Origin of the sequence: Synechococcus sp. B60.1 (assembly GCF_047462555.1) — a bacterium.
Lineage (GTDB): Bacteria > Cyanobacteriota > Cyanobacteriia > Thermostichales > Thermostichaceae > Thermostichus.
In genome coordinates this window covers 1-18114 of the sequence record NZ_JANSJN010000045.1, presented here as the reverse complement: position 1 = coordinate 18114, position 18114 = coordinate 1, and the positions used below count along the sequence as shown (strand labels likewise).

The 18114-nt window shown below is 61.7% G+C and carries 17 protein-coding genes and 1 pseudogene; 6 read left to right on the top strand and 12 right to left on the bottom strand.

Features of this window, described 5'->3' with window-relative positions:
• Nucleotides 1-318, bottom strand: a pseudogene (locus tag NW863_RS06775) (ABC transporter ATP-binding protein); the annotation flags it as partial.
• A gap of 177 nt (nt 319-495) precedes the next feature.
• On the bottom strand, nt 496-1689 hold the full coding sequence (gene larC, locus NW863_RS06770) for a nickel pincer cofactor biosynthesis protein LarC (protein WP_414365448.1): 1194 nt from the start codon (nt 1687-1689) through the stop codon (nt 496-498).
• Between the two features lie 123 nt (nt 1690-1812).
• Here larC and NW863_RS06765 point away from each other — a divergent pair, with 123 nt between their 5' ends.
• Together NW863_RS06765 and gndA are read left to right on the top strand one after the other, a co-directional pair.
• Complete coding sequence (locus NW863_RS06765; RefSeq protein ID WP_414365441.1) at nt 1813-2313, top strand: pentapeptide repeat-containing protein; 501 nt, start codon at nt 1813-1815, stop codon at nt 2311-2313.
• An 89-nt stretch (nt 2314-2402) separates the two neighbouring features.
• Entirely contained in the window at nt 2403-3812 is a 1410-nt protein-coding gene (gene gndA, locus NW863_RS06760; RefSeq protein ID WP_414365439.1) for an NADP-dependent phosphogluconate dehydrogenase, read from the top strand.
• Here the strand turns inward: gndA and NW863_RS06755 are convergent.
• From NW863_RS06755 to nadC, 3 genes are all read right to left on the bottom strand, one after another.
• Nucleotides 3809-5332 carry an L-aspartate oxidase gene (locus tag NW863_RS06755; protein ID WP_414365438.1) on the bottom strand — a complete coding sequence of 508 codons (1524 nt, stop codon included), beginning with the start codon at nt 5330-5332 and terminating at the stop codon, nt 3809-3811. The genes gndA and NW863_RS06755 overlap by 4 nt on opposite strands.
• Before the next feature lie 33 nt (nt 5333-5365).
• Entirely contained in the window at nt 5366-6298 is a 933-nt protein-coding gene (gene nadA, locus NW863_RS06750; RefSeq protein WP_414365436.1) for a quinolinate synthase NadA, read from the bottom strand.
• A gap of 156 nt (nt 6299-6454) precedes the next feature.
• Nucleotides 6455-7297 (bottom strand): carboxylating nicotinate-nucleotide diphosphorylase, encoded by an 843-nt coding sequence (gene nadC / locus NW863_RS06745; protein WP_414365435.1) that lies wholly within the window; start codon nt 7295-7297, stop codon nt 6455-6457.
• A 14-nt stretch (nt 7298-7311) separates the two neighbouring features.
• Here nadC and NW863_RS06740 point away from each other — a divergent pair, with 14 nt between their 5' ends.
• On the top strand, nt 7312-8376 hold the full coding sequence (locus NW863_RS06740; protein ID WP_414365433.1) for an ABC transporter substrate-binding protein: 1065 nt from the start codon (nt 7312-7314) through the stop codon (nt 8374-8376).
• Nucleotides 8377-8576: 200 nt separating this feature from the next.
• On the opposite strand, the gene NW863_RS06735 is transcribed toward NW863_RS06740, so the two are convergent.
• The 5 genes from NW863_RS06735 to mrdA form a co-directional block, all read right to left on the bottom strand.
• Complete coding sequence (locus tag NW863_RS06735) at nt 8577-9341, bottom strand: hypothetical protein (RefSeq protein WP_414365446.1); 765 nt, start codon at nt 9339-9341, stop codon at nt 8577-8579.
• Nucleotides 9342-9721: 380 nt separating this feature from the next.
• The gene (locus NW863_RS06730; RefSeq protein ID WP_414365431.1) at nt 9722-10387 is read right to left on the bottom strand and encodes a hypothetical protein; all 666 of its coding nucleotides are present in this window, start codon (nt 10385-10387) and stop codon (nt 9722-9724) included.
• 26 nt (nt 10388-10413) lie between these two features.
• Complete coding sequence (locus NW863_RS06725) at nt 10414-11559, bottom strand: pyridoxal phosphate-dependent aminotransferase (protein WP_414365430.1); 1146 nt, start codon at nt 11557-11559, stop codon at nt 10414-10416.
• A gap of 70 nt (nt 11560-11629) precedes the next feature.
• Nucleotides 11630-11947, bottom strand: coding sequence for an HU family DNA-binding protein (locus NW863_RS06720; protein WP_011429825.1), 318 nt, complete (start codon nt 11945-11947; stop codon nt 11630-11632).
• A 332-nt stretch (nt 11948-12279) separates the two neighbouring features.
• Entirely contained in the window at nt 12280-14160 is a 1881-nt protein-coding gene (mrdA, locus tag NW863_RS06715) for a penicillin-binding protein 2 (RefSeq protein WP_414365428.1), read from the bottom strand.
• A gap of 116 nt (nt 14161-14276) precedes the next feature.
• Here mrdA and NW863_RS06710 point away from each other — a divergent pair, with 116 nt between their 5' ends.
• A complete protein-coding gene (locus NW863_RS06710) occupies nt 14277-15542 on the top strand; it encodes a lipopolysaccharide biosynthesis protein (RefSeq protein ID WP_414365426.1) in 1266 nt (421 codons plus the stop codon).
• Here the strand turns inward: NW863_RS06710 and NW863_RS06705 are convergent.
• Both NW863_RS06705 and NW863_RS06700 read right to left on the bottom strand, forming a co-directional pair.
• Nucleotides 15529-15894 carry an FHA domain-containing protein gene (locus NW863_RS06705; protein WP_414365424.1) on the bottom strand — a complete coding sequence of 122 codons (366 nt, stop codon included), beginning with the start codon at nt 15892-15894 and terminating at the stop codon, nt 15529-15531. The two genes, NW863_RS06710 and NW863_RS06705, sit on opposite strands and share 14 nt — an antisense overlap.
• Before the next feature lie 117 nt (nt 15895-16011).
• Nucleotides 16012-16854, bottom strand: a complete 843-nt coding sequence (locus tag NW863_RS06700) for an SDR family oxidoreductase (RefSeq protein ID WP_414365422.1) — start codon at nt 16852-16854, stop codon at nt 16012-16014.
• A gap of 118 nt (nt 16855-16972) precedes the next feature.
• Between NW863_RS06700 and NW863_RS06695 the strand changes: the two genes are divergently transcribed.
• Nucleotides 16973-17464, top strand: a complete 492-nt coding sequence (locus NW863_RS06695) for a YajQ family cyclic di-GMP-binding protein (protein WP_414365420.1) — start codon at nt 16973-16975, stop codon at nt 17462-17464.
• 144 nt (nt 17465-17608) lie between these two features.
• The coding region (locus tag NW863_RS06690; RefSeq protein ID WP_414365418.1) for a DUF3318 domain-containing protein at nt 17609-18114 on the top strand (506 nt) is incomplete at its 3' end.

The following is an 18114-nucleotide window of genomic DNA, read 5'->3' as shown; positions in this document are numbered from 1 at the left end:
CCCAAAGGCCAGGCTGCTCAGAGCCAAGCTGGCTGCGGCCACCCACAGCAGCGGCGAGGCCAAGTTTCTCTCCGTTTGCGCCACCAGCCCGGCTGCTACATTGGTAAAAAACTCTGGGAACAGGGCCTGACCAACCAAGGTCACCCCAATCTCCACAAAGAACATCAAGGCAACCACAAACACCATGGCCGCTGCCAGCAAGCCAAAGAAAATCCAGCCCCCGTAGCGCACCCGCGGATAAAAGTAGGGCTGAGCTACCGTGATAAAGCGGTCCCAAAGTTTGCGGTCGAAATTAAATTGAGCGGCTTGGGATTCCATGGTTGTGGTCGTGGGCAAGAGGGTGAGATCGACATCTTTCAGGCTAGCAGGCCAGGGATCCCTTCTTGGTCCACCAGGAGCAAATCCCTTCGCCTCTGAGGAGGAGCCCCGCTGCCCATGCTGAGCCAGTGCTGATAGGGTTTATGTCCAGCCTACTTTTGCCCAAAGCTTCTGTTTTCAGTCGGGATCCCCTTGCAACCGCTTTTGCCAGGCCGCTTGGGCCGCCAGCCACACCGTCTGAACCGGCACGCGAAACGCTTGGGCGCGGGCCACGCAGTCGCGGAACTCCGGCTGGGCGTTGACAAGGCGGCCATGGTGATAGGCCACCTTGATGTCCACCAGGCCGTAGGGGGTTTCCACCCGCTCGATCCGGCGCTCCAGGACGGTGCGCTGCTGCTGGGAGTGGCGGATGCCCAGGGTGGTGGTTTCCCGGAAGATGAGCTCCTGGCACTCCGGCACCCGATCCGGCGGGCAGATTACCGTCAACAACACCCCCGGCCGTCCCTGCTTCATGGTGATGGGCTGGGTAAACACGTCCCAGGCGCCGAGGGCCAGCAACTGCTCGCAGGTATAAGCAATCACTTGGGGGTTGAGGTCGTCAATCTGAGTTTGCAACACTGAGACGATCTCGGTTGGCTCTTCCCCCTGGGACTGACCAATCCAAAGACGAAAGATGTTGGGAATGGGCAACTCGCGGCTGCCGGCCCCGCGCCCCACTTTTTCCAGCCGCAGCGGTGGACAGGGCCCAAACGCTTCTGCCAGCGCCACCGCCAGGGCTGCGCCGGTGGGGGTAACCAGCTCGGCCTCCACGCCGTTGCTAAACACCGGCACCCGTCCCATTTCCCACAGCTCAATCACCGCCGGCACGGGCACCGCCAGTTGGCCATGTTTGGTGCTCACCCAGCCACCGCCAATGGGATGGGGAGAGGAGATCACCCGCTCCACCTGCAGCCAATCCAGGCCGATACAGGTGCCGACGATATCCACCAGGGCATCGACGGCCCCCACCTCGTGGAAATGCACTTTTTCTAGGGGCACCTGATGGACTTTTGCCTCTGCCTGCGCCAGTTTCTCAAAAACTTTGAGGCTGCGGGCCTTGACCGCAGGGGCCAAGCGGGATCCGGCAATCAAAGCCTGGATCTCCCTCCAGGAGCGGGCGGGCGGGGACTCGTCCAACACCTCCACCACCGCTTGCAGAGCCGGCTGGCCGCACCGCTGCACCCGGCATACCTGCAGGCTGTATTCTCCTTCGATGCCCAGCGCCTGGAGCTGCTGGTTGAGATACTCCAGGGGCACCCCGCAATCCAGCAGAGCCCCCAAGCACATATCGCCGGCAATGCCTGCCGCGCAGTCCAAGTAGGCCACCTTCATAGCAGCGTTGAAACGGGAGGGACGGCTCCACCCAGTTTTGCCCAGAGTGGTGGCGATGCCAACAGGAGTGGCTGCCGCCAAGGCCAAAATAGGAAAAACTTCAGCCGCAAGGAGGGATCCCAAATGCTGTTGCAGCCCAATCCTTGGATCCGCTTTTCCCTGGGGATCCTGCTGGGGGCAACGCTGTTGCTGTGGGGATCCCCGGCGGGATCCCAAACTCGTCTCAACTTTAGCAATGCCGATCTGCAGGGGCAGGATCTGTCGGGTCAGGACTGGCGGGGCAGCAGTTTTGTCAGCGCCAACCTGCAGGGTGCCGATCTGCATGGGGCCAACCTTGCCGGCGTGGCCTTTACCAAAGCCAATCTGGCGGGGGCCAACCTGGCGGGGGCAGATCTCAGCAACAGCCTGTTGGATCTGGCCAACCTAGCAGGCGCCGACCTCAGGGGGGCCAACCTCAGGGGAGCCATTGCTGCGCGGGCGGTTTGGCAAGGGGCGCAGATTGGCGGCGCTGACTTTAGCGACGCCTATGTGGATCGGGCAGCCCTGCGGGAATTGTGCCAGCGGGCTGAGGGATCCCATCCCGTAACAGGCGTTGCCACCCGCGCAAGTCTAGGCTGCCCCTGAAAGCCGGCAAAGGTGAAGAAAACAGGATCCCTGAACCCTCTTGGCTGGATTGCCCTTTAGATTGGGGAAGGTGTTGACCCTGCCCCACCATGAGCAAGCCCAGCTTCGCAGTCATTGGCCTGGCGGTGATGGGGGAAAACCTGGCCCTCAACGTCGAGCGCAATGGCTTTCCTGTTGCGGTCTACAACCGGACTCGCGCCAGAACCGAGCAGTTCATGCAAGGGCGGGCCCAAGGCAAGCAGATTACCCCTGCCTACAGCCTGCCCGAATTGGTGCAACTGTTGGAGCGGCCCCGCAAAATCTTGATCATGGTCAAGGCAGGCCCGCCAGTGGATGCCATCCTCGACGAGCTCAGGCCGCTGCTGGAGCCAGGCGACATCCTCATCGATGGCGGCAACTCCCTCTACAGCGACACCGACCGGCGTGCCGAGGCCCTAGAAGCCAGCGGGATCCACTTTGTCGGCATGGGGGTGAGCGGCGGGGAAGAAGGTGCCCTTAACGGCCCTAGCCTCATGCCCGGCGGCAGCCTGGAAGCCTACCGCCAACTGGAGCCTATCCTCACCAAAATTGCCGCCCAAGTGCCGGACGGCCCCTGCGTCACCTACCTGGGACCCAAAGGGGGCGGGCACTACGTGAAGATGGTGCACAACGGCATCGAATACGGCGACATGCAACTGATTGCCGAGGCCTACGACCTCATGCGCAGGGGGCTGAAGCTGTCAGCCCCCCAGATGCAGGAGATCTTCCAGGCCTGGAACGAGACGGAGCTGGAGTCGTTTTTGATTGAGATTACCGCCAAGATCTTGGGGACGCTGGATCCGGAGACGGGCAAGCCGCTGGTGGATCTCATCTTGGACAAGGCAGGCCAGAAGGGCACGGGCCTGTGGACGGTCAAGGACGCCCTGGATCTGGGGGTGCCGGTGCCCACCATTGAGGCGGCAGTGCAGGCCCGCCTCCTCTCCTCGATGAAGGAAGAGCGGGTGGCCGCCTCGCAGCAGTTGCCAGGGCCGGGAACAGCCTTTGAAGGGGATCCCGACCGCTTCCTCCAGGATCTGCGCGCCGCCCTCTACTGTTCCAAGATCTGCTCCTACGCCCAGGGGATGGCGCTGCTCAAGCAAGCCACCGTTGCCCACGGCTATGTTTACCCCTTTAGCGAGATCCCTCGCATCTGGAAGGGGGGCTGCATCATCCGCGCCCGCCTCCTGAGCAGGATCCAGGCGGCCTACCAGCGGGATCCGGAGCTGGTCAACCTGCTTTTGGATGAGGAGTTTCAGCAGGCCATCCAGGAACGGCAGGGATCCTGGCGGCGGGTGGTGACCACCGCGGCTACCCTAGGGATCCCGATCCCGGCCATTAGCGCTTCCCTGGCCTACTACGACAGCTACCGCACTGCCGAGCTGCCCCAGAACCTCACCCAAGCCCAGCGGGATTTCTTTGGCGCCCACACCTTTGAGCGCATCGACAGGCCGGGGGTTTTCCACCACGCCTGGAACGCCTAGGCAGGATCCCCCTCTGGTGCGGCCGCTAGACCTAGCGGCGTCTGCTTCAAGGTAGAGCCCCACGCCTCGGTATGGAAAGGCTCTCCTTCTTGGGGAAAATCCCTGCGGAAGTGGGATCCGCGACTTTCCTCTCGCAACAGAGCCCCTTGCCCCACCAGGCGGGCAAGCAGCAACAAACTCCCGGCCTCGACCTCCTCCCGGCTGGCCCAGGGCTTCTCCTCCAGGGGCAGGGCTTCTGCAAAAGCCAGAAAAGCCCGCAGCCGCTCTCCCTCCCGCACCACGCCCAGCGCCTCTCCCACCTGCTGCCTAAGCTCGGGAAGAAGAGAGGGCGGCGCGGTCAGCACAGGTAGAGCCTGCACCTGAAGGGGTGGCTCCTGGAGGTCCCGCAGGGCAGCCAGAGCAGCTCGCTTGCCCATGACCAGCCCTTCCAAGAGGCTGTTGGAAGCCAAACGGTTTGCCCCGTGCAACCCTGTGGAAGCCACCTCCCCGGCAGCATAGAGGCCCGGCAGGCCAGTGAAGCCAAAGGCATCCGTTCGCACCCCGCCCATGACGTAGTGGGCAGCGGGAGCAACCGGCAGGAGGTCTTTTCCAGGATCCAGCCCCAAAGCGCGGGCAGAGGCAACAACGGTGGGAAAGCGCTCCTCCAGCTCTGGCACAGCCCGTAGATCAAGATAAACTCCCCCCGTCCGCTGCCGCTCCCAGAACACCGCCTGGGCCACCACATCCCGCGGCGCCAGCTCGCCCAGCTCCGTATAGCAAGGCATAAAGCGCTCCCCCCAGGCGTTGAGAAGCACGGCCCCTGCCCCTCGGGCAGCCTCACTGACCAGGGCTCCATTGGGCAAGGCGGTGGGGTGAAACTGCACAAACTCCAGATCCCTTAGGACAGCTCCTGCCCGCCAGGCCAAGGCCATCCCATCCCCGCTGGCCCCCGGCGGAGCCGTCGAGAGGGGGAAAAGGCTGCCAAACCCGCCTGTAGCTAAGAGAACTGCCCCTGCTTTCACCTGCAGTGGCCCATCTGGCCCCAGCAGCAGGGCTCCCCCTACCCTGTCTCCTGCCATCAAAAGGCTGAGGGCTGTGTATCCCTGGAGAGGCGGCTTGTTTAGGCGAGCCAGCAAACCTTGCAGCAGCCACAGCCCGCTCCGATCCCCTCCCAGATGGCGTATCCGCGCCCGCGAGTGGCCCCCTTCCCGCACCGGCTCCGGATGGAAGGGCAGCCCCCAGGACAAAAGCCTCTCCAGGTGAAAGGGGGCTTCCTGCAGGATGGAGCGGGCCACCTCCACTTCCACCAAGCCACGGCCTGCTTGCAGGGTGTCCTGGAGGTGGGCTTCCACATCTGCTGCATCCAGTGGAAAAGCTATCCCCCCCTGCGCCCAAGGAGTGGATCCAGAAGGCAAGGGATCCTTGCTTACCACCAGGGTTCTGGCTCCCTCTGCTTCCGCCCACAGGGCTGCATAGATCCCTGCCACCCCTGCCCCCAGGATCAAGAGGTCTGTTTCCGCTAGGAAAGACGTAGACAACACTGGAAAAACAGACCCTCGCCAAGGGTGCTCCCTCTAGGCTCCAGCAGGCACTGACAGCATGGCCAGGATGGACTTGCGGGCTTTTTCGGCCACCGCCTCCGGCACCTGGATCACGTAGCGCATCTCCACTAGGGAGCGGTAGATCTTCTCCAGGGTAATTTTTTTCATATACTCGCAGACGGCGTCCGCCTTGACGGGGATAAAGGTCTTATCGGGGGCCTCTTTTTGCAGCCGGTGGAGAATGCCCACCTCGGTGGCAACCACAAACTCGCGGCTGGCCGAAGTTCTGGCATAACGCACCATCCCCTCGGTAGAAAGGAGCTTGGCGTCCGGCTTGAGAAATAGACAACTGGAGCCGCAACTGCACTCGGGGTGGATGAGGAACTCCGCCTCCGGGTGCTTCTCTGCCATTGCCTTGAGGTGCTCCTCGCGAATGCCCACATGGACGTGGCACTCGCCGGGGAACAGATCCAACTCCCTCCCCGTTGTCTGGGCTACATAGGCCCCCAGGAACATATCCGGCACAAAGAAGATGGGGCGATCCGGCGGCAGGCTGGCCACCACCTGCACAGCGTTGGCGCTGGTAACGCAGACATCGGCCAGGGCTTTAATCTCGGCGGCCGTGTTGACATAGGCCACCACCAGCCCCTCGGGGTTGGCCTCCTTCCAGCGCCGCACATCCTCAGGCCGGATGCTGTCCGCCAGGGAGCAGCCCGCCTCTAGATCCGGCAGCAGCACCGTCTTTTCCGGGTTGAGGATAGCTGCCGTCTCGGCCATGAAGTGGACGCCAGCAAAGACAATGACCTGGGCATCTGTCTTTTGGGCCGCGCGGGCCAGGCCCAGGGAGTCTCCCACAAAGTCCGCCACTTCCTGCACCTCGGGGAGTTGGTAGGAGTGGGCTAGGATAACGGCCTGCCTTTCCTGCTTGAGTCGAGCAATTTCCTGGACAAGGGTTTCTTGGGTCATGGTGAACCTTCTGTTTTGGCTGGGCCGGCCACGGGTGCAGATCTGGACTGGTGCGGGGCTAAGGAGAAGTTGCCAGCAGGCAGCAACTGGCCTTCCTGCTTTAGGCGGGATTGTTACCTAGCCTAGCATTAGAAACAGCGCTCCCTGGGGCAAACCTCAGGGCCGCACCACGAGCAAGGAGAGATCCAGGGCCTTGGCCGAGTGAGTCAGGGCCCCCACACTGATGTAGTCAACGCCTGCCTCCGCCGCTTGCCGGGCGCGCTCTAGGTTCATGTTGCCGCTGGCTTCTAGGGGAACTTTCCCCCCTACCCGTTGAACGGCAGCCCGAATCTGCTCCAAGGGGAAGTTATCGAGAAGGATTAGATCGGCGCCTGCCGCCAAAGCCTCCTCCAGCTCCTGGAGGTTGCGCACCTCAACCTCGACCTTGAGGTGGTGGGGGGCACCTGCTTTGGCCCGCTGGACGGCTGCCAAGATGCCGCCGGCACCGCGAATGTGGTTTTCCTTAATCAAGATGCCGTCGAAGAGGCCAAAGCGGTGGTTTTTGCCGCCTCCTACCCGCACCGCATATTTCTCCAGAGCGCGCAGGCCGGGGGTGGTCTTGCGGGTGTCCAGGAGCTGGGTCGAGGTTCCCCGCAACGCCTCTACGTAGGTGCGGGTAAGGGTGGCAATGCCAGAAAGCCTTTGGAGAAGGTTCAGCGCTAGCCTTTCTGCTGCCAGAATCCCCCGCAGGGATCCCTTGAGCTGGACCACTGCTTGGCCGACGGCCACGCTCTCCCCTTCCTCTGCTTTGGGAGCGAACTCCAGCTGGGGATCCACCAGCCGGAAAACCCGCCTGGCAATCTCCAGACCCGCCAGGATCCCTGCCTCCTTAGCTAGGATCACCGCCTCGCCCTCTACTCCGGGGGGCAGCGTCAGCTCGCTGGTGAGATCGCCGTGGCCGAGATCTTCCTGTAGCCAGGCGCACAGGGTCTCCTCCGGGATGTAGAATGCTGGCATCATCTTTTGCTTTGCTTATGGCCTCGACTGGATCGTCTCAACCCAATAGCGGCACCTTCAGCCGTCGTCAGTTGCTCAAAGCAGGAGCTGCTGCCCTTGGGGGAAGTCTGCTGGCGGCAGCGGCTGCCCGATCCTCCCCCACTCTCATCGTGGCTCAGAGATCCAAACTTGACCGGGTTTCCTATGCTACCAACTGGTATGCCCAGGCGGAGCATGGCGGCTTTTACCAGGCGGTGGCCACAGGCATCTATCGCGAATATGGGCTAGACGTCACCATCAAGATGGGCGGCCCTGGCGTCAACATTACCCAGATTTTGGCCGGCGGAGCTGCCGACTTTGCCATGGGGGGAAGCGCGGGAGTCATCAACGCCGTGCGGGAAGGGATCCCGCTCATCTGCGTGGCGGCTATTTTCCAAAAAGACCCTCAGGTTCTCCTTGCCCATCCCGGCACCCAGCGCTTGGAGGATCTCAAGGGCCGACCCATCTTCGTGGCCAAAGGGGCTTTTACTACCTACTGGCCCTTTCTGCGGGCCAAGTACGGCTTCACCGACGACCAGACCCGCCCCTACAACTTCAACCCCGGTCCCTTCTTGGCGGATCCCACCTCAGCGCAGCAGGGGTATCTCACCTCTGAGCCTTTTGCCATTGAAAAACAAGGAGGCTTTAAGCCGGTAATTTTTCTCCTAGCCGACTACGGCTACAACCCCTATGCCACAACCATCGAGACGCGGCGCCAACTGGTGGAAACCAAGCCAGACCTGGTGCAGCGATTTGTGGATGCCTCTATCAAGGGCTGGTACAGCTTTCTGGAGGATCCCCGCCCCGCCTATCGCCTCATCAAGCAGGATAACCCGGAGATGAGCGATGAGCAGTTGGCCTATAGCTTTGAGAAGTTGAAGGAGTACGGTGTTATTTTGTCCGGCGATGCGCTAGAAAAGGGCATTGGCGCCATGACCCACGAACGTTGGCAAAGCTTCTTCGAGAGTATGACAGTGGCGGGTGTCTTTGAGCCAACCATCAACTACCAAGCCGCCTACACGTTGGACTTTGTCAATAAAGGCACTGCCTACTACAAAAGCTAGGTCAGTTGCGAAAAAGGGAATTATAGGGCGGTTCTAATCAGTTTGGAGGGGGCTGCCGGCCGCTCTAGACCGCCAAAGACGAGCAGCGCTTACCCTCAGCCTATCTCTGGGAGAGGGGAGTTAGGGATCTAACTGCTCCATTGCTACCTAATGAATGACTGTAGCTAACTTTCGTGCAGCTTGCTGACCGATGGCCAAAGCTACTGCTCGGCAATGGTGACGTTAAAGCCCTTGTTCTTCAAAGTTTCAGCGTGGTAGCGGGCATATTCCAGTTGTTCAAATGCTGCCAACTGCACAAACTTATGGCCGTTCACATCTTTTACAAAAGCATCATTGGCAACTTGCCGAGCTCGCGCCAAGCTTTCCTCTCCGGAGTAGGTGGTCAGCACCAAAAAAGTTCCTTCGCCGCGGTTAGGCCCTAAGGAATCGAGATCGTTGCTGTTCAGGGGCACCGTGAGCAAAGATTCTGAAACAGCGGTTACTTTAGGCTGGGAGGGGCGCTCCAGGCTGGCTGCCACTTGCTCCACCGTTTTCGAGAGGGAAGGAGCAGGTTCCTGTGCAGCCGAGGCCAAGTCGGTTTGTAGACTGTCCAACAAGTTGAGGACATCCTGAAGGGGCTCGACCCGCAACTCCTCCAGATTGGGAGTGTTCGCCAACCCTAGCGCCAACTGACTGGGATCCAGCCTCCCCGAATAGAACTCTTCCCCTACCTGTCCCGGCAGCGGCTCCAGGGGAATCAGGGGCAACTGGGCCAAATCCACCTGGCCAGGGATCCCTCTTTGGATGTTGTGGGTCAGGACAGCGGTTTGGGGAAGCGACAGCTCTTCCGGCCAGATCAACCAGCGCACCCCGAAGCCGATCCCCGCACAGGAGAGGGCCCACAGCAGCAAGAGCCAAAGGGGGGAGAGCACCCCCGCCGGCCGTGGTGTTTCCTCCTCCTCCAAGTCTTCCACGATTTCTTGCATCAGCACAGGTGAAGAGCGCTCTAGGGGGATATCGCTTCCAAGAGGATCTGTCCATGGCAAGGGGACAGATGACCTGCGCTGCAAACGTTGCCAGAGGCGAAATCGCTCCAATTCCTTGAGCTCATCCAGATGTAAACAGCTCAGCGCTTCCTGAAGCGTCAGTTGAGGAGTTGGCTGGGTTTGCTGGGCCCTTGGTAGGGGTCGAGTAGCATCTGAGGGAAGTGGAGAAAAACTCATAGACAACTCACCCTCGCCAGACTAAGAGCTGGGAAGCAAGCAGAACCAAGCCGGTGCTGAACCCGGGAACTGCCCAACCGCAGAGCCAACCCCAGGGATAAAGGCAAGCCATTACTACCATGCCACAAGCCGAAGGCCTTCTTCTAGGGATTTGCCGCAAGATAGAGGTCGCGCACATCCGCTGGCAGATGCCGAAGCAGGAGCTGGCGAGCGGAGGCAACAATGGCATCCACCTCTTCCGGCGCGAGGTAGTACCGGTCAGCTTTGAGCTGGGCGGCGATGCGATCCGGTGACCAACCAAACCGATCCCGTAGCAGCAGAATGAAGCGCATATCTCCCGGCAAGTTGTCCAGAGCGGCGGTCAGGTAACAGGCCAATGCTGGCGAAAGAGAGGGCTTCGCTGCACCGGCGCTCGCGGTTTGAGGAGGGGTGGCCTCACCCTCTGCCGTGCCGTCAGACCGCCCCGCAAAAGACCAGATCAGCTCGCGGATTTGCGCCGCCAGCCAGGGCGCCAGCACCGGATCCCCGCCCCCCTCACTCTGTAGCGTGCGGGCATCGAGATGCTGAAGGCGCGCATAAAGGTGCAGCCAAACCTCCTCTCGAGCGGCAGCCCGCCGCTCCGGGGGCAGATGCTCGGCCAGGATCCCATCCACCCAGGCGCAGTAGCGGCAAAACAGGGCGATGAAGTAGCGCGCCGCCTGCGGCTGCCGTTGAAAGGCCCGCAGCAGTTCCAGATCGCTGTGGTGGGCTACCCCCTTCACGATAGAAGCCTCGCACTCCGGCCAAAGGGGAGTCACCACCTCAACCATAATCTCTCTCGCCAGAAAGAAGCTCTCTAGCTATTTTCCAAGATCTCTCGACAGGCCGATAGCAACTGCTCCTGCTCCGTCAGGGTTCTCAGGCCAATGCGCAGATAGCGATCCCCCAGCTCTGGAAAGCTCAGGCAATCCCGCACCAGGATGCGGTGCTGCCGCAACAGCTTTTCTTGAATCTGCGTAGCGGAGCCAGGGCAGCGCACCAGTACAAAGTTAGCCTGACTGGGCCAGGGATCCCAGCCGGGTAGCGCCTGCAGACCGCTCAACAAATGCTCCCGCGCCATCGGCAGCCAGGCCAGGGTGCGCCGGCGAAAGTCTTCATCCGCCAGAGCCGCCGCCACCGCCACCGCCGCCAATCCGTTGACGCTCCAGGGATCCCGCCACTGCCGCCAGCGCCCCCAGTGATCCGGGTGCCCCACAGCAAAGCCGATGCGCAAGCCGGGCAAGGTAAAGAACTTGGTCAGCGAACGGATGACGATGGTGTTGGGGTGGGCCTCCAGGTGAGGGATCAAAGTCTGGCTGCGGGGCAGCTCTCCCACCTCTGAGCCGGCGTCCAGAGGGGGGAGCTCCTGCGGGGCGTCTCCTGGCAAAAAGTCCATAAAAGCTTCATCCACCACCACCTGCTCAAACTGGGTCAGGAGGGGCAAGAGGTCTTGCCGGAGGAAAAGCCGGCCCGTCGGGTTGTGAGGATTGTTCAGCCAGAGCACCCGGCCTGTCTTGTCCGCCCGGATCCCTTTCTGCAGCAAGGCTAGGGTGGGGGATCCCTGAGAGGGCCAAAGATCCAAACCCCTGAGGGTTACACCCGCCGCCCGCAGGGCCCGTTCATAGTCCCCAAAAGCCGGTCGGGGCAGCCAAACCTCCCGCCCCTGGGCATCGCGGGCGGCCCAGGTGAGCAACTCCGCCGCCCCATTGCCCACGAAGATCCACTCCGGATCGACCGCCCAGCGCCGCGCCAAACAGGCCCGCAGCTCGCGGTAGTCGGGATCCGGATAGCGGCTGATCACAACTGGATCCGGCGCCGACAGGGCGCGAGCCAGAGCTTGCAAAACCGACTGCGGAGGGCCCAGGGGGTTGAGGCTAGCCGAAAAATCCAAAATAGCCTCAGCAGGGCAGCCGGCGATGGCTGCCCCCCAAGCTCGATTGCCACCATGCTGAGGCCGTTGCACGCCTATCCATCCCAAAGCTCAGGTTCACCGAGAGAACTCCGCCTGAGGAGCGCGAACGGCTGGGATCTCGTCAAACTCCTGAAGACTTGTGGCCACCTGCCACCGCATCGCGGAAAGTTTTGCCTGCGGTGAAAGTCGGGACAATGCTGGCCGGGATCACCATCTTCTCGTTGGTCTTTGGGTTGCGACCTTCCCGTTGTTTGCGTTTGCGGGCCTCAAAGGAGCCGAAGCCCACCAGGGTCACCTTCCCTTTGGGTTCACCGTTTTCATCGCGGGATGCGACCTCTTCGACAATGATCTCCAGCGCCGCCGTCAGGACAGCTTCAGCTTCTTTTTTGGTTACGTTGGCGCGATGAGCGACGGCATCCACAAGCTCTGCCTTGTTCATCCTGATCTCCTCGTGAGTTAGGCAATAGGGTTAAAACCGACTCTGGCCGCGTACTCGCGAGGGGCTGCGAAGCAACCACGGCCCAGAGTGTTCTCAGTCTGTAGGAGCGGGGCTTGCCCTGCACTGCGCCAAAGCGCCGCTGGCGCGAATGGCAGGATTGTGGCAGTTTGGCTCCAAATCACTGACATATTCTACAGCCAAGTTAGGGTAGAAGCCGGTTGGAGAAGGGATTTTAGGGGGGCTGAGCGGAATTTTTGGGGAACAAAGAGAGATCAACCGATAATCCTAATACCCACTCCCCTCGGATGCCGGGGCAAGTCCCGCCCAGGGCATCACAGGTCGCGTTGGAAGTAGGCCCGCATCACCTCGCGGAAGATCGGGGCTGCCCGGGATCCACCCCCGCCGCCACTGTTTTCCAGAAAGACCACGACCACCAATTCGGGCCGGTCGGAGGGCGCATAGCCGACAAACCAGGCGTGAGAGCGCCGCGGCGGATCCTCGGCAGTGCCGGTTTTGCCGGCGGTAGGGGGAAAGCCCGGCCCCAGGTTGGCGTTGCCGCCAGTGCCGTAGACCACGACATCCCGCAGCCCCTGTTGCAAGATCTCCAGGGTAGCGGGGGAGAGACCTACCTTCTGCCGCAGGGGCACGGCGCTTTCCGGGATCACCTGCTGCGAGAGCAAGGGACGCACCCGCCAGCCGCCGTTGGCCACCGCTGCTGTGACCACCGCCATCTGCAGCGGCGTGGCGGTGATAAATCCCTGGCCGATGGACATGTTCACCGTATCGCCCACATACCAAGGCTCGCGCCAGTGGCGCTGTTTCCAGTCGGCGTCAGGCACCAGCCCAGCAGCTTCCCCCTTAAGGCCGATCCCGGTCAATTGCCCCAGCCCGAAGCGGCGCGACCATTCTTGCAGGGGGGCGGCCTTGGTGCCCAGGGCAATCTGGTAGAAGAAGGTGTCGCTGCTGTAGGCCATCGCCTGGCGGTAGTTCAGCCGCCCGAAGCCGGCACGGTTCCAGTCCCAGAACCTCCACCCGCCCACCTGGATGTAGGGGCCGGTCTGCAGCACCGTATCCGGGGGAAAGGCCCCCGACTCGATCCCGGCAGCGGTGGTGATGATTTTGTAGGTGCTGGCGGGGGGATAGGGCCGCAGGGCGCGGTTGAGGAAGGGAAAGTCCTGCTGTTGCAGGCTCTCCCACTGGGCTTGGGTGATGCGGCTGGAAAAGAGGTTGGGATCAAAAGTGGGATAGCTGGCCATGGCCAGGATCGAGCCGTCGCGGGGATCCAGGGCGACTACTGCTCCTTTCTGCTGGCCCAGGGCTTGCTCTGCCGCCTGCTGCAGGCGTACGTCCAAAGTCAGCTGCAGGGTGTTGCCCGGTTGGGGGGCTTGTTCTCCCAGCACCCGCAGCACTTCTCCCATGGCGTCCACCTCCACCTGGCGCCCGCCCCACTGGCCGCGCAGATGGCTCTCGAACAATTCCTCCACGCCCATCAGGCCGACGATATCCCCCAAGCGATAGCTGGGGTCGGCCCGCAGTTGTTCTTGCGAGATCTCGCCGGTATAGCCCAGCAGGTGGGCGGCCAAGTCGCCATGGGGATAAAACCGCACCGTCTCCGCCTCCACCATCACCCCCGGCAGTTCGCGGCTCATCTCTTCCAGTTGAATGACCACCTGGGGGCTGGCGTTGCGCAGGATGCGTACGGGAAACGGGGAGCGGTAGCCGGCCTGTTCCAGCTTTTGGGCAATTTCTTCGGGGGCCATGTTCAAGGCTTGGGCCAGCTTGGGGATCGTCTCCTGCCAGCCCTGCCGCGACTGCACCAACGGCCACAGGAAGACTGAGTGGGAGAGCTGGCTGCCCGCCAGCAGCACGCCGTTGCGATCCACAATGCGCCCCCGTTCCGGCGGCTGGGGCAAGAGGCGAATGCGGTTGGTATCGGCCAACTGGCGGTAATACTGGGTGCGCACCAGTTGCAGGTAGGCCAGGCGGGATCCCAGCCCTCCCAGGAGCAAGCCGCTGGCCAGCAGGAGCAAAACCAGGGCCCGATAACCCTGACCCACCGTTTTGGCCGGCGGGGATCCCAGCCAGCGAGGGCTACTGGTGGGCGGGGGAAGGACGCGGCGCGGGTCGGGGGGCCTGGAGTGGGGGGAAAACAGGGTTTTGGGATCCCGTCCCGCGGATGTGGTGATGTTGCCAACAGGGTAAAGTTTGGCCATGAAGAATTGCCGAATAAAGCTGCAACCCATCCACCCAGCGCACAAGGTTGAATGCCTGGGCGGTCTCTCTCAGCCAGTATCCCCGGCTGCGGCCAGCCTCGTCCAGGAGGGTTGCCGTGGATAGGGCAGAACAACAGCGGCTACGACAGGCTGCCTGGCTGATGCTGGGCAATGGCCTGCGCCTGGGGTTGTCCGGGGCCTATTTCATCCTGCTGGCGCGGCTGTTGGGGCCGGAAGCCTTTGGGGTGTTCTCCGCCATCTTGGCCTGCAGCAACCTGGCCGCCCCGTTTGGCCATTGGGGCCAGTCGGAACTGCTGATCCAGCGCCTGAGCGGCCGGGGATCCGCGGCGGCTGCCCAGGAGATCGGCCCCAGCTTGTGGTTGGCCGGGCTAGGCTGTGGGGGGATGACGCTGCTGTTAACACCTCTGTTGAGCCTTTGGCTGGCCGGGATCTCCCCCCTCGTGGTGGGGATCCTGCTGGGGAGCGACCTGCTGTTTATCGCCATCCCTGAGGTGTACAGGGGGATCCTGATCGGGCAAGAGCGGGTTGCCGGCGTGGCCCTCATCGATACCAGCATGGCGCTGGGGCGGGTTGGCGCTGTGCTGCTAGCGGTGGCTCTGGGTTGGGGATCCCTGGTGCAGTGGGCCGTGCTGTACGGTCTGATGGTGCTGGTCGTGCTGCTGCTGATGGCGCGGGGGATGGGACGGTGGAGTAAGCTTTCTCCCCCCTTGGCCTGGAGAGATCTGGGGGAACGGCTGGCGGCGGGCTGGGATTTTGCCGTGGGGCTGGCGGCGGCAAAAACCTTCACCGATTTGGACAAGCTGCTTTTGCCCCGTCTGGCCTCGGCAGCAGCAGGGGGGCTCTACAGCGCCGCCTACCGGGTGATCAACTTCTCGCAAACGCCGATGATCGCCCTGCTCACCAGCCACTTTGCCGAGCTGTGCCGCCAAGGACAAAAGGGCCTACGGCAGGGCTGCCGCTACGCCTGGCAGCTCTTCCCTTGGGTGGTGGGCTATGGCAGTTTGGCCGCCCTGGGGATGGCGCTGGGATCCTACGGGATCCCCTGGGTGCTGGGATCGGCTTACCAGGAAACCGCTCTCATCCTGCGCTGGCTCAGCCCGGTCATCCTGCTGGAAGGGATCCACCTGCTGCTGTCTCACCTGTTCACCGGAGCCGGGCTGCAAAAGCCGCGCAGCCGCCTGCAACTGGCGGCACTGGGTCTGAACGGGCTTTTGAATGGGATTTGGATCCCGATGTGGGGCTGGCGAGGAGCAGCCTTGGCCACTTTGATCTCAGAAGTAGCCCTAGTGCTGGCCTTGCTGCTGCTAATTCAGCGGCAATTACGCCCTCTGGAGGGATCCCCTGAAGCTACGGGGCCTTGACGATCTTGTAGGTGGCTTTGGCATCGGGGCCGAAGGTGATCACATCCCCCGACTTAAGCTGGTGGGTGGTCAGCTTCTGGCCGTTGATCAGGAGGCCGTTGGTGCTGGGCCTACCCTCCAGATCCCCATCGAGAATGCGGTAGTAGTATTCTCCCTCCTTCTCAGCAGGGACGCGTAGCAGCATGGCGTGGTAGCGGGAGGCGTATTGGGAGTTGAGGCAGATGTCGTTGGCCAGGTCGCGACCAATGAAGTATTTTGCAGCGGTCAGCACCTGGCTGCGGCGGCCATCTCGATCCTCCACGACCAAGATGTGCTGCTGAGCACTTGGAGGAGAAGGCACAGAATCAACCATAATTCCTTCCGCTGCAACTGCCCGAATCTAACCCTAGCACCATACTATACAGACAAAAGCTCGACCCTGGCATTGGCAGAGCTGCAGAATCGCCTACCCGAGATGGTCTGCCGAATCTCAAAGTCGGCCACGGGCACTTTGCAGTAGCGGGCCCACCAGCCCTGGGAAAAGGGTGTAGGCCCCCACCGCCCACTGAGCCATGCCCACCACGACCTCCGACTTCGACTGGCGAGCGGCGTCCCAAATGGCTGCAGCCACGTCTTCCGGCTGGCTGACCCAAAAGCTCTCTAGTGCCTGTTGCATCCGCTGCCGCGCCGCGCTGCTTGAGCCTTGGGACTCGCTTTCGGGAGAGACCTCCGGCGCCGCCTCATCAACAAAAACGGCTCGCTTGAGAAAACTGCTGTTGACTGGGCCGGGGTGGACGCCAATTACCTGGATCCCATGGGGTTGCAGCTCTAGACGCAGCGCCTCCGTTAGCCCACTGACCGCATACTTGCTGGCACAATAGGCAGTCATCTGGGGCAGGGGCATCTTGCCGCCGATGGAGCCCACGTTGATGATCTGGCCTTGTTTGCGCTTCAGCATGTGGGGGAGCACAGCCCGGATGGTGTACAGGTAACCCCAAAAATTAACCGCCATCAGGGCTTGCCAGTGTTCCAGCGTAGTCTGTAGGAAGGGGCCGCTCAGGCAAATGCCGGCGTTATTGATCAGGCAGTCGATGCGGCCGTAGCGCTCTAGGGTGGCCTCCACCAGGTTTTGCACCTGTTCCGGTTGCGTCACGTCAGTGGGGACAGCCAACACTTCTGCATTGAGGCTTTGCTCCAGCTCGATGGCTGTTTGCTTCAGGGTTTCAGCCGTGCGGGCAGCCAGCGCCAGGCGGTAGCCACCGCGGGCAAAAGTAAAGGCGGTGGCCCTGCCAATACCCTCGGAAGCGCCTGTAATTAAAACAACATCAGCCATCCTGCTGCTCCCCACTTTTTGGGTTAGGATTCTTCCTTCTGTTGTAACTCCTCCGGAGAGCGGGGATCCTTGGCCATCTGAGAGCGTATGATACGGAACGGCAGCAAAGATAGGGTTTATGGCCTCCACTTACTCGTTTGATATTGTCAGCGATTTCGATCGGCAGGAGTTGGTGAACGCTGTGGATCAGGCCCAGCGAGAGATCAAACAGCGCTACGACCTCAAGGATACCCAGACGGAAATTGCGCTGGAGGAGGGATCCCTGACCATCACCACTGCCAATGAGATGGCTCTCAATTCCGTTCGCGATCTGCTTCTCACCAAAGCGGCCAAGCGGGGCCTCTCCCTGAAGATCTTCGACTTTCAACCCCCGGAGAGTGCCGCTGGCAACCGGGTGCGCCAGGTTGTTCGTCTCAAAAGAGGTATCGATGCGGCGCTGGCCAAGCAGATTGCCAAGCAAATCCGCGACAACTTCAAGAAGGTGCAGCCCTCCATTCAAGGGGATCTGGTGCGGGTTTCCGGCAAAGACAAAGATGAGCTACAGGCGGTCATTCAAATGCTCAAGCAGCAGGATTACCCGGTGGCGCTGCAGTTTGTCAATTACCGGTAGCACGGCCACAGCAGGCAAGGGATCCCAGCTCGCGTAGCCCCTTGGCTCTTGGCTTTTTGGGAGCTAGCCCACAGAGAAGGCCAGAATCCTTTACCATGGGTAGGTAGTGATCTCCATCTCCAACCGCAGCTCTACGGCGCCAGTATGTACACCATTTCTGAGTTCGATCGCCTGATCCAGTTTCTCCCGGTGGAGATCCGACCCGAGGTGCAGATCGAGATTGGATCCCCTGACCAGTCTCGGGTTGTGCAGCCGCTCTGGCGCTTTCCCTGGCAGAAGTACACTCGCTTTGCCATCGACCTGAGCCGTTGGCAGAAGCTGAGCCCCGATCAACAGAAGATCTACTTTTTGCGGGAAGCCGTGATGGCCACCGAGCTGGCCTTGGGAGACAACTGGTCGGCGCTATTGCTGTATCCCGCCCTAATTGGGGCCGGCAGCATGGGCATTTTGGTGGAGCTGCAGATGGGAGATAACCTTGGCGTGGGCTTGGCAGCCGCCTTGGCGGCATCGGCGGTGTTTCTGCTGCGTAAAGCAGAAAAGGGACAAAAAGCGCAAGTCGCAGCCGATGAATTCGCCGTGCGCTATGCCTCCCAAAACGGCTACACCTCTGAACAGGCGGCTGCCATTTTGCTGAGTGCCCTGCAGCAGGT

Coding starts and splice junctions, on each gene's coding strand:
- larC (WP_414365448.1), bottom strand. CDS start 1,689: ATGAAGGTGGCCTACTTGGACTGCGCGGCAGGCATTGCCGGCGATATG.
- NW863_RS06765 (WP_414365441.1), top strand. CDS start 1,813: ATGCTGTTGCAGCCCAATCCTTGGATCCGCTTTTCCCTGGGGATCCTG.
- gndA (WP_414365439.1), top strand. CDS start 2,403: ATGAGCAAGCCCAGCTTCGCAGTCATTGGCCTGGCGGTGATGGGGGAA.
- nadA (WP_414365436.1), bottom strand. CDS start 6,298: ATGACCCAAGAAACCCTTGTCCAGGAAATTGCTCGACTCAAGCAGGAA.
- nadC (WP_414365435.1), bottom strand. CDS start 7,297: ATGATGCCAGCATTCTACATCCCGGAGGAGACCCTGTGCGCCTGGCTA.
- NW863_RS06740 (WP_414365433.1), top strand. CDS start 7,312: ATGGCCTCGACTGGATCGTCTCAACCCAATAGCGGCACCTTCAGCCGT.
- NW863_RS06735 (WP_414365446.1), bottom strand. CDS start 9,341: ATGCAAGAAATCGTGGAAGACTTGGAGGAGGAGGAAACACCACGGCCG.
- NW863_RS06730 (WP_414365431.1), bottom strand. CDS start 10,387: ATGGTTGAGGTGGTGACTCCCCTTTGGCCGGAGTGCGAGGCTTCTATC.
- NW863_RS06720 (WP_011429825.1), bottom strand. CDS start 11,947: ATGAACAAGGCAGAGCTTGTGGATGCCGTCGCTCATCGCGCCAACGTA.
- mrdA (WP_414365428.1), bottom strand. CDS start 14,160: ATGGCCAAACTTTACCCTGTTGGCAACATCACCACATCCGCGGGACGG.
- NW863_RS06705 (WP_414365424.1), bottom strand. CDS start 15,894: ATGGTTGATTCTGTGCCTTCTCCTCCAAGTGCTCAGCAGCACATCTTG.
- NW863_RS06700 (WP_414365422.1), bottom strand. CDS start 16,854: ATGGCTGATGTTGTTTTAATTACAGGCGCTTCCGAGGGTATTGGCAGG.
- NW863_RS06695 (WP_414365420.1), top strand. CDS start 16,973: ATGGCCTCCACTTACTCGTTTGATATTGTCAGCGATTTCGATCGGCAG.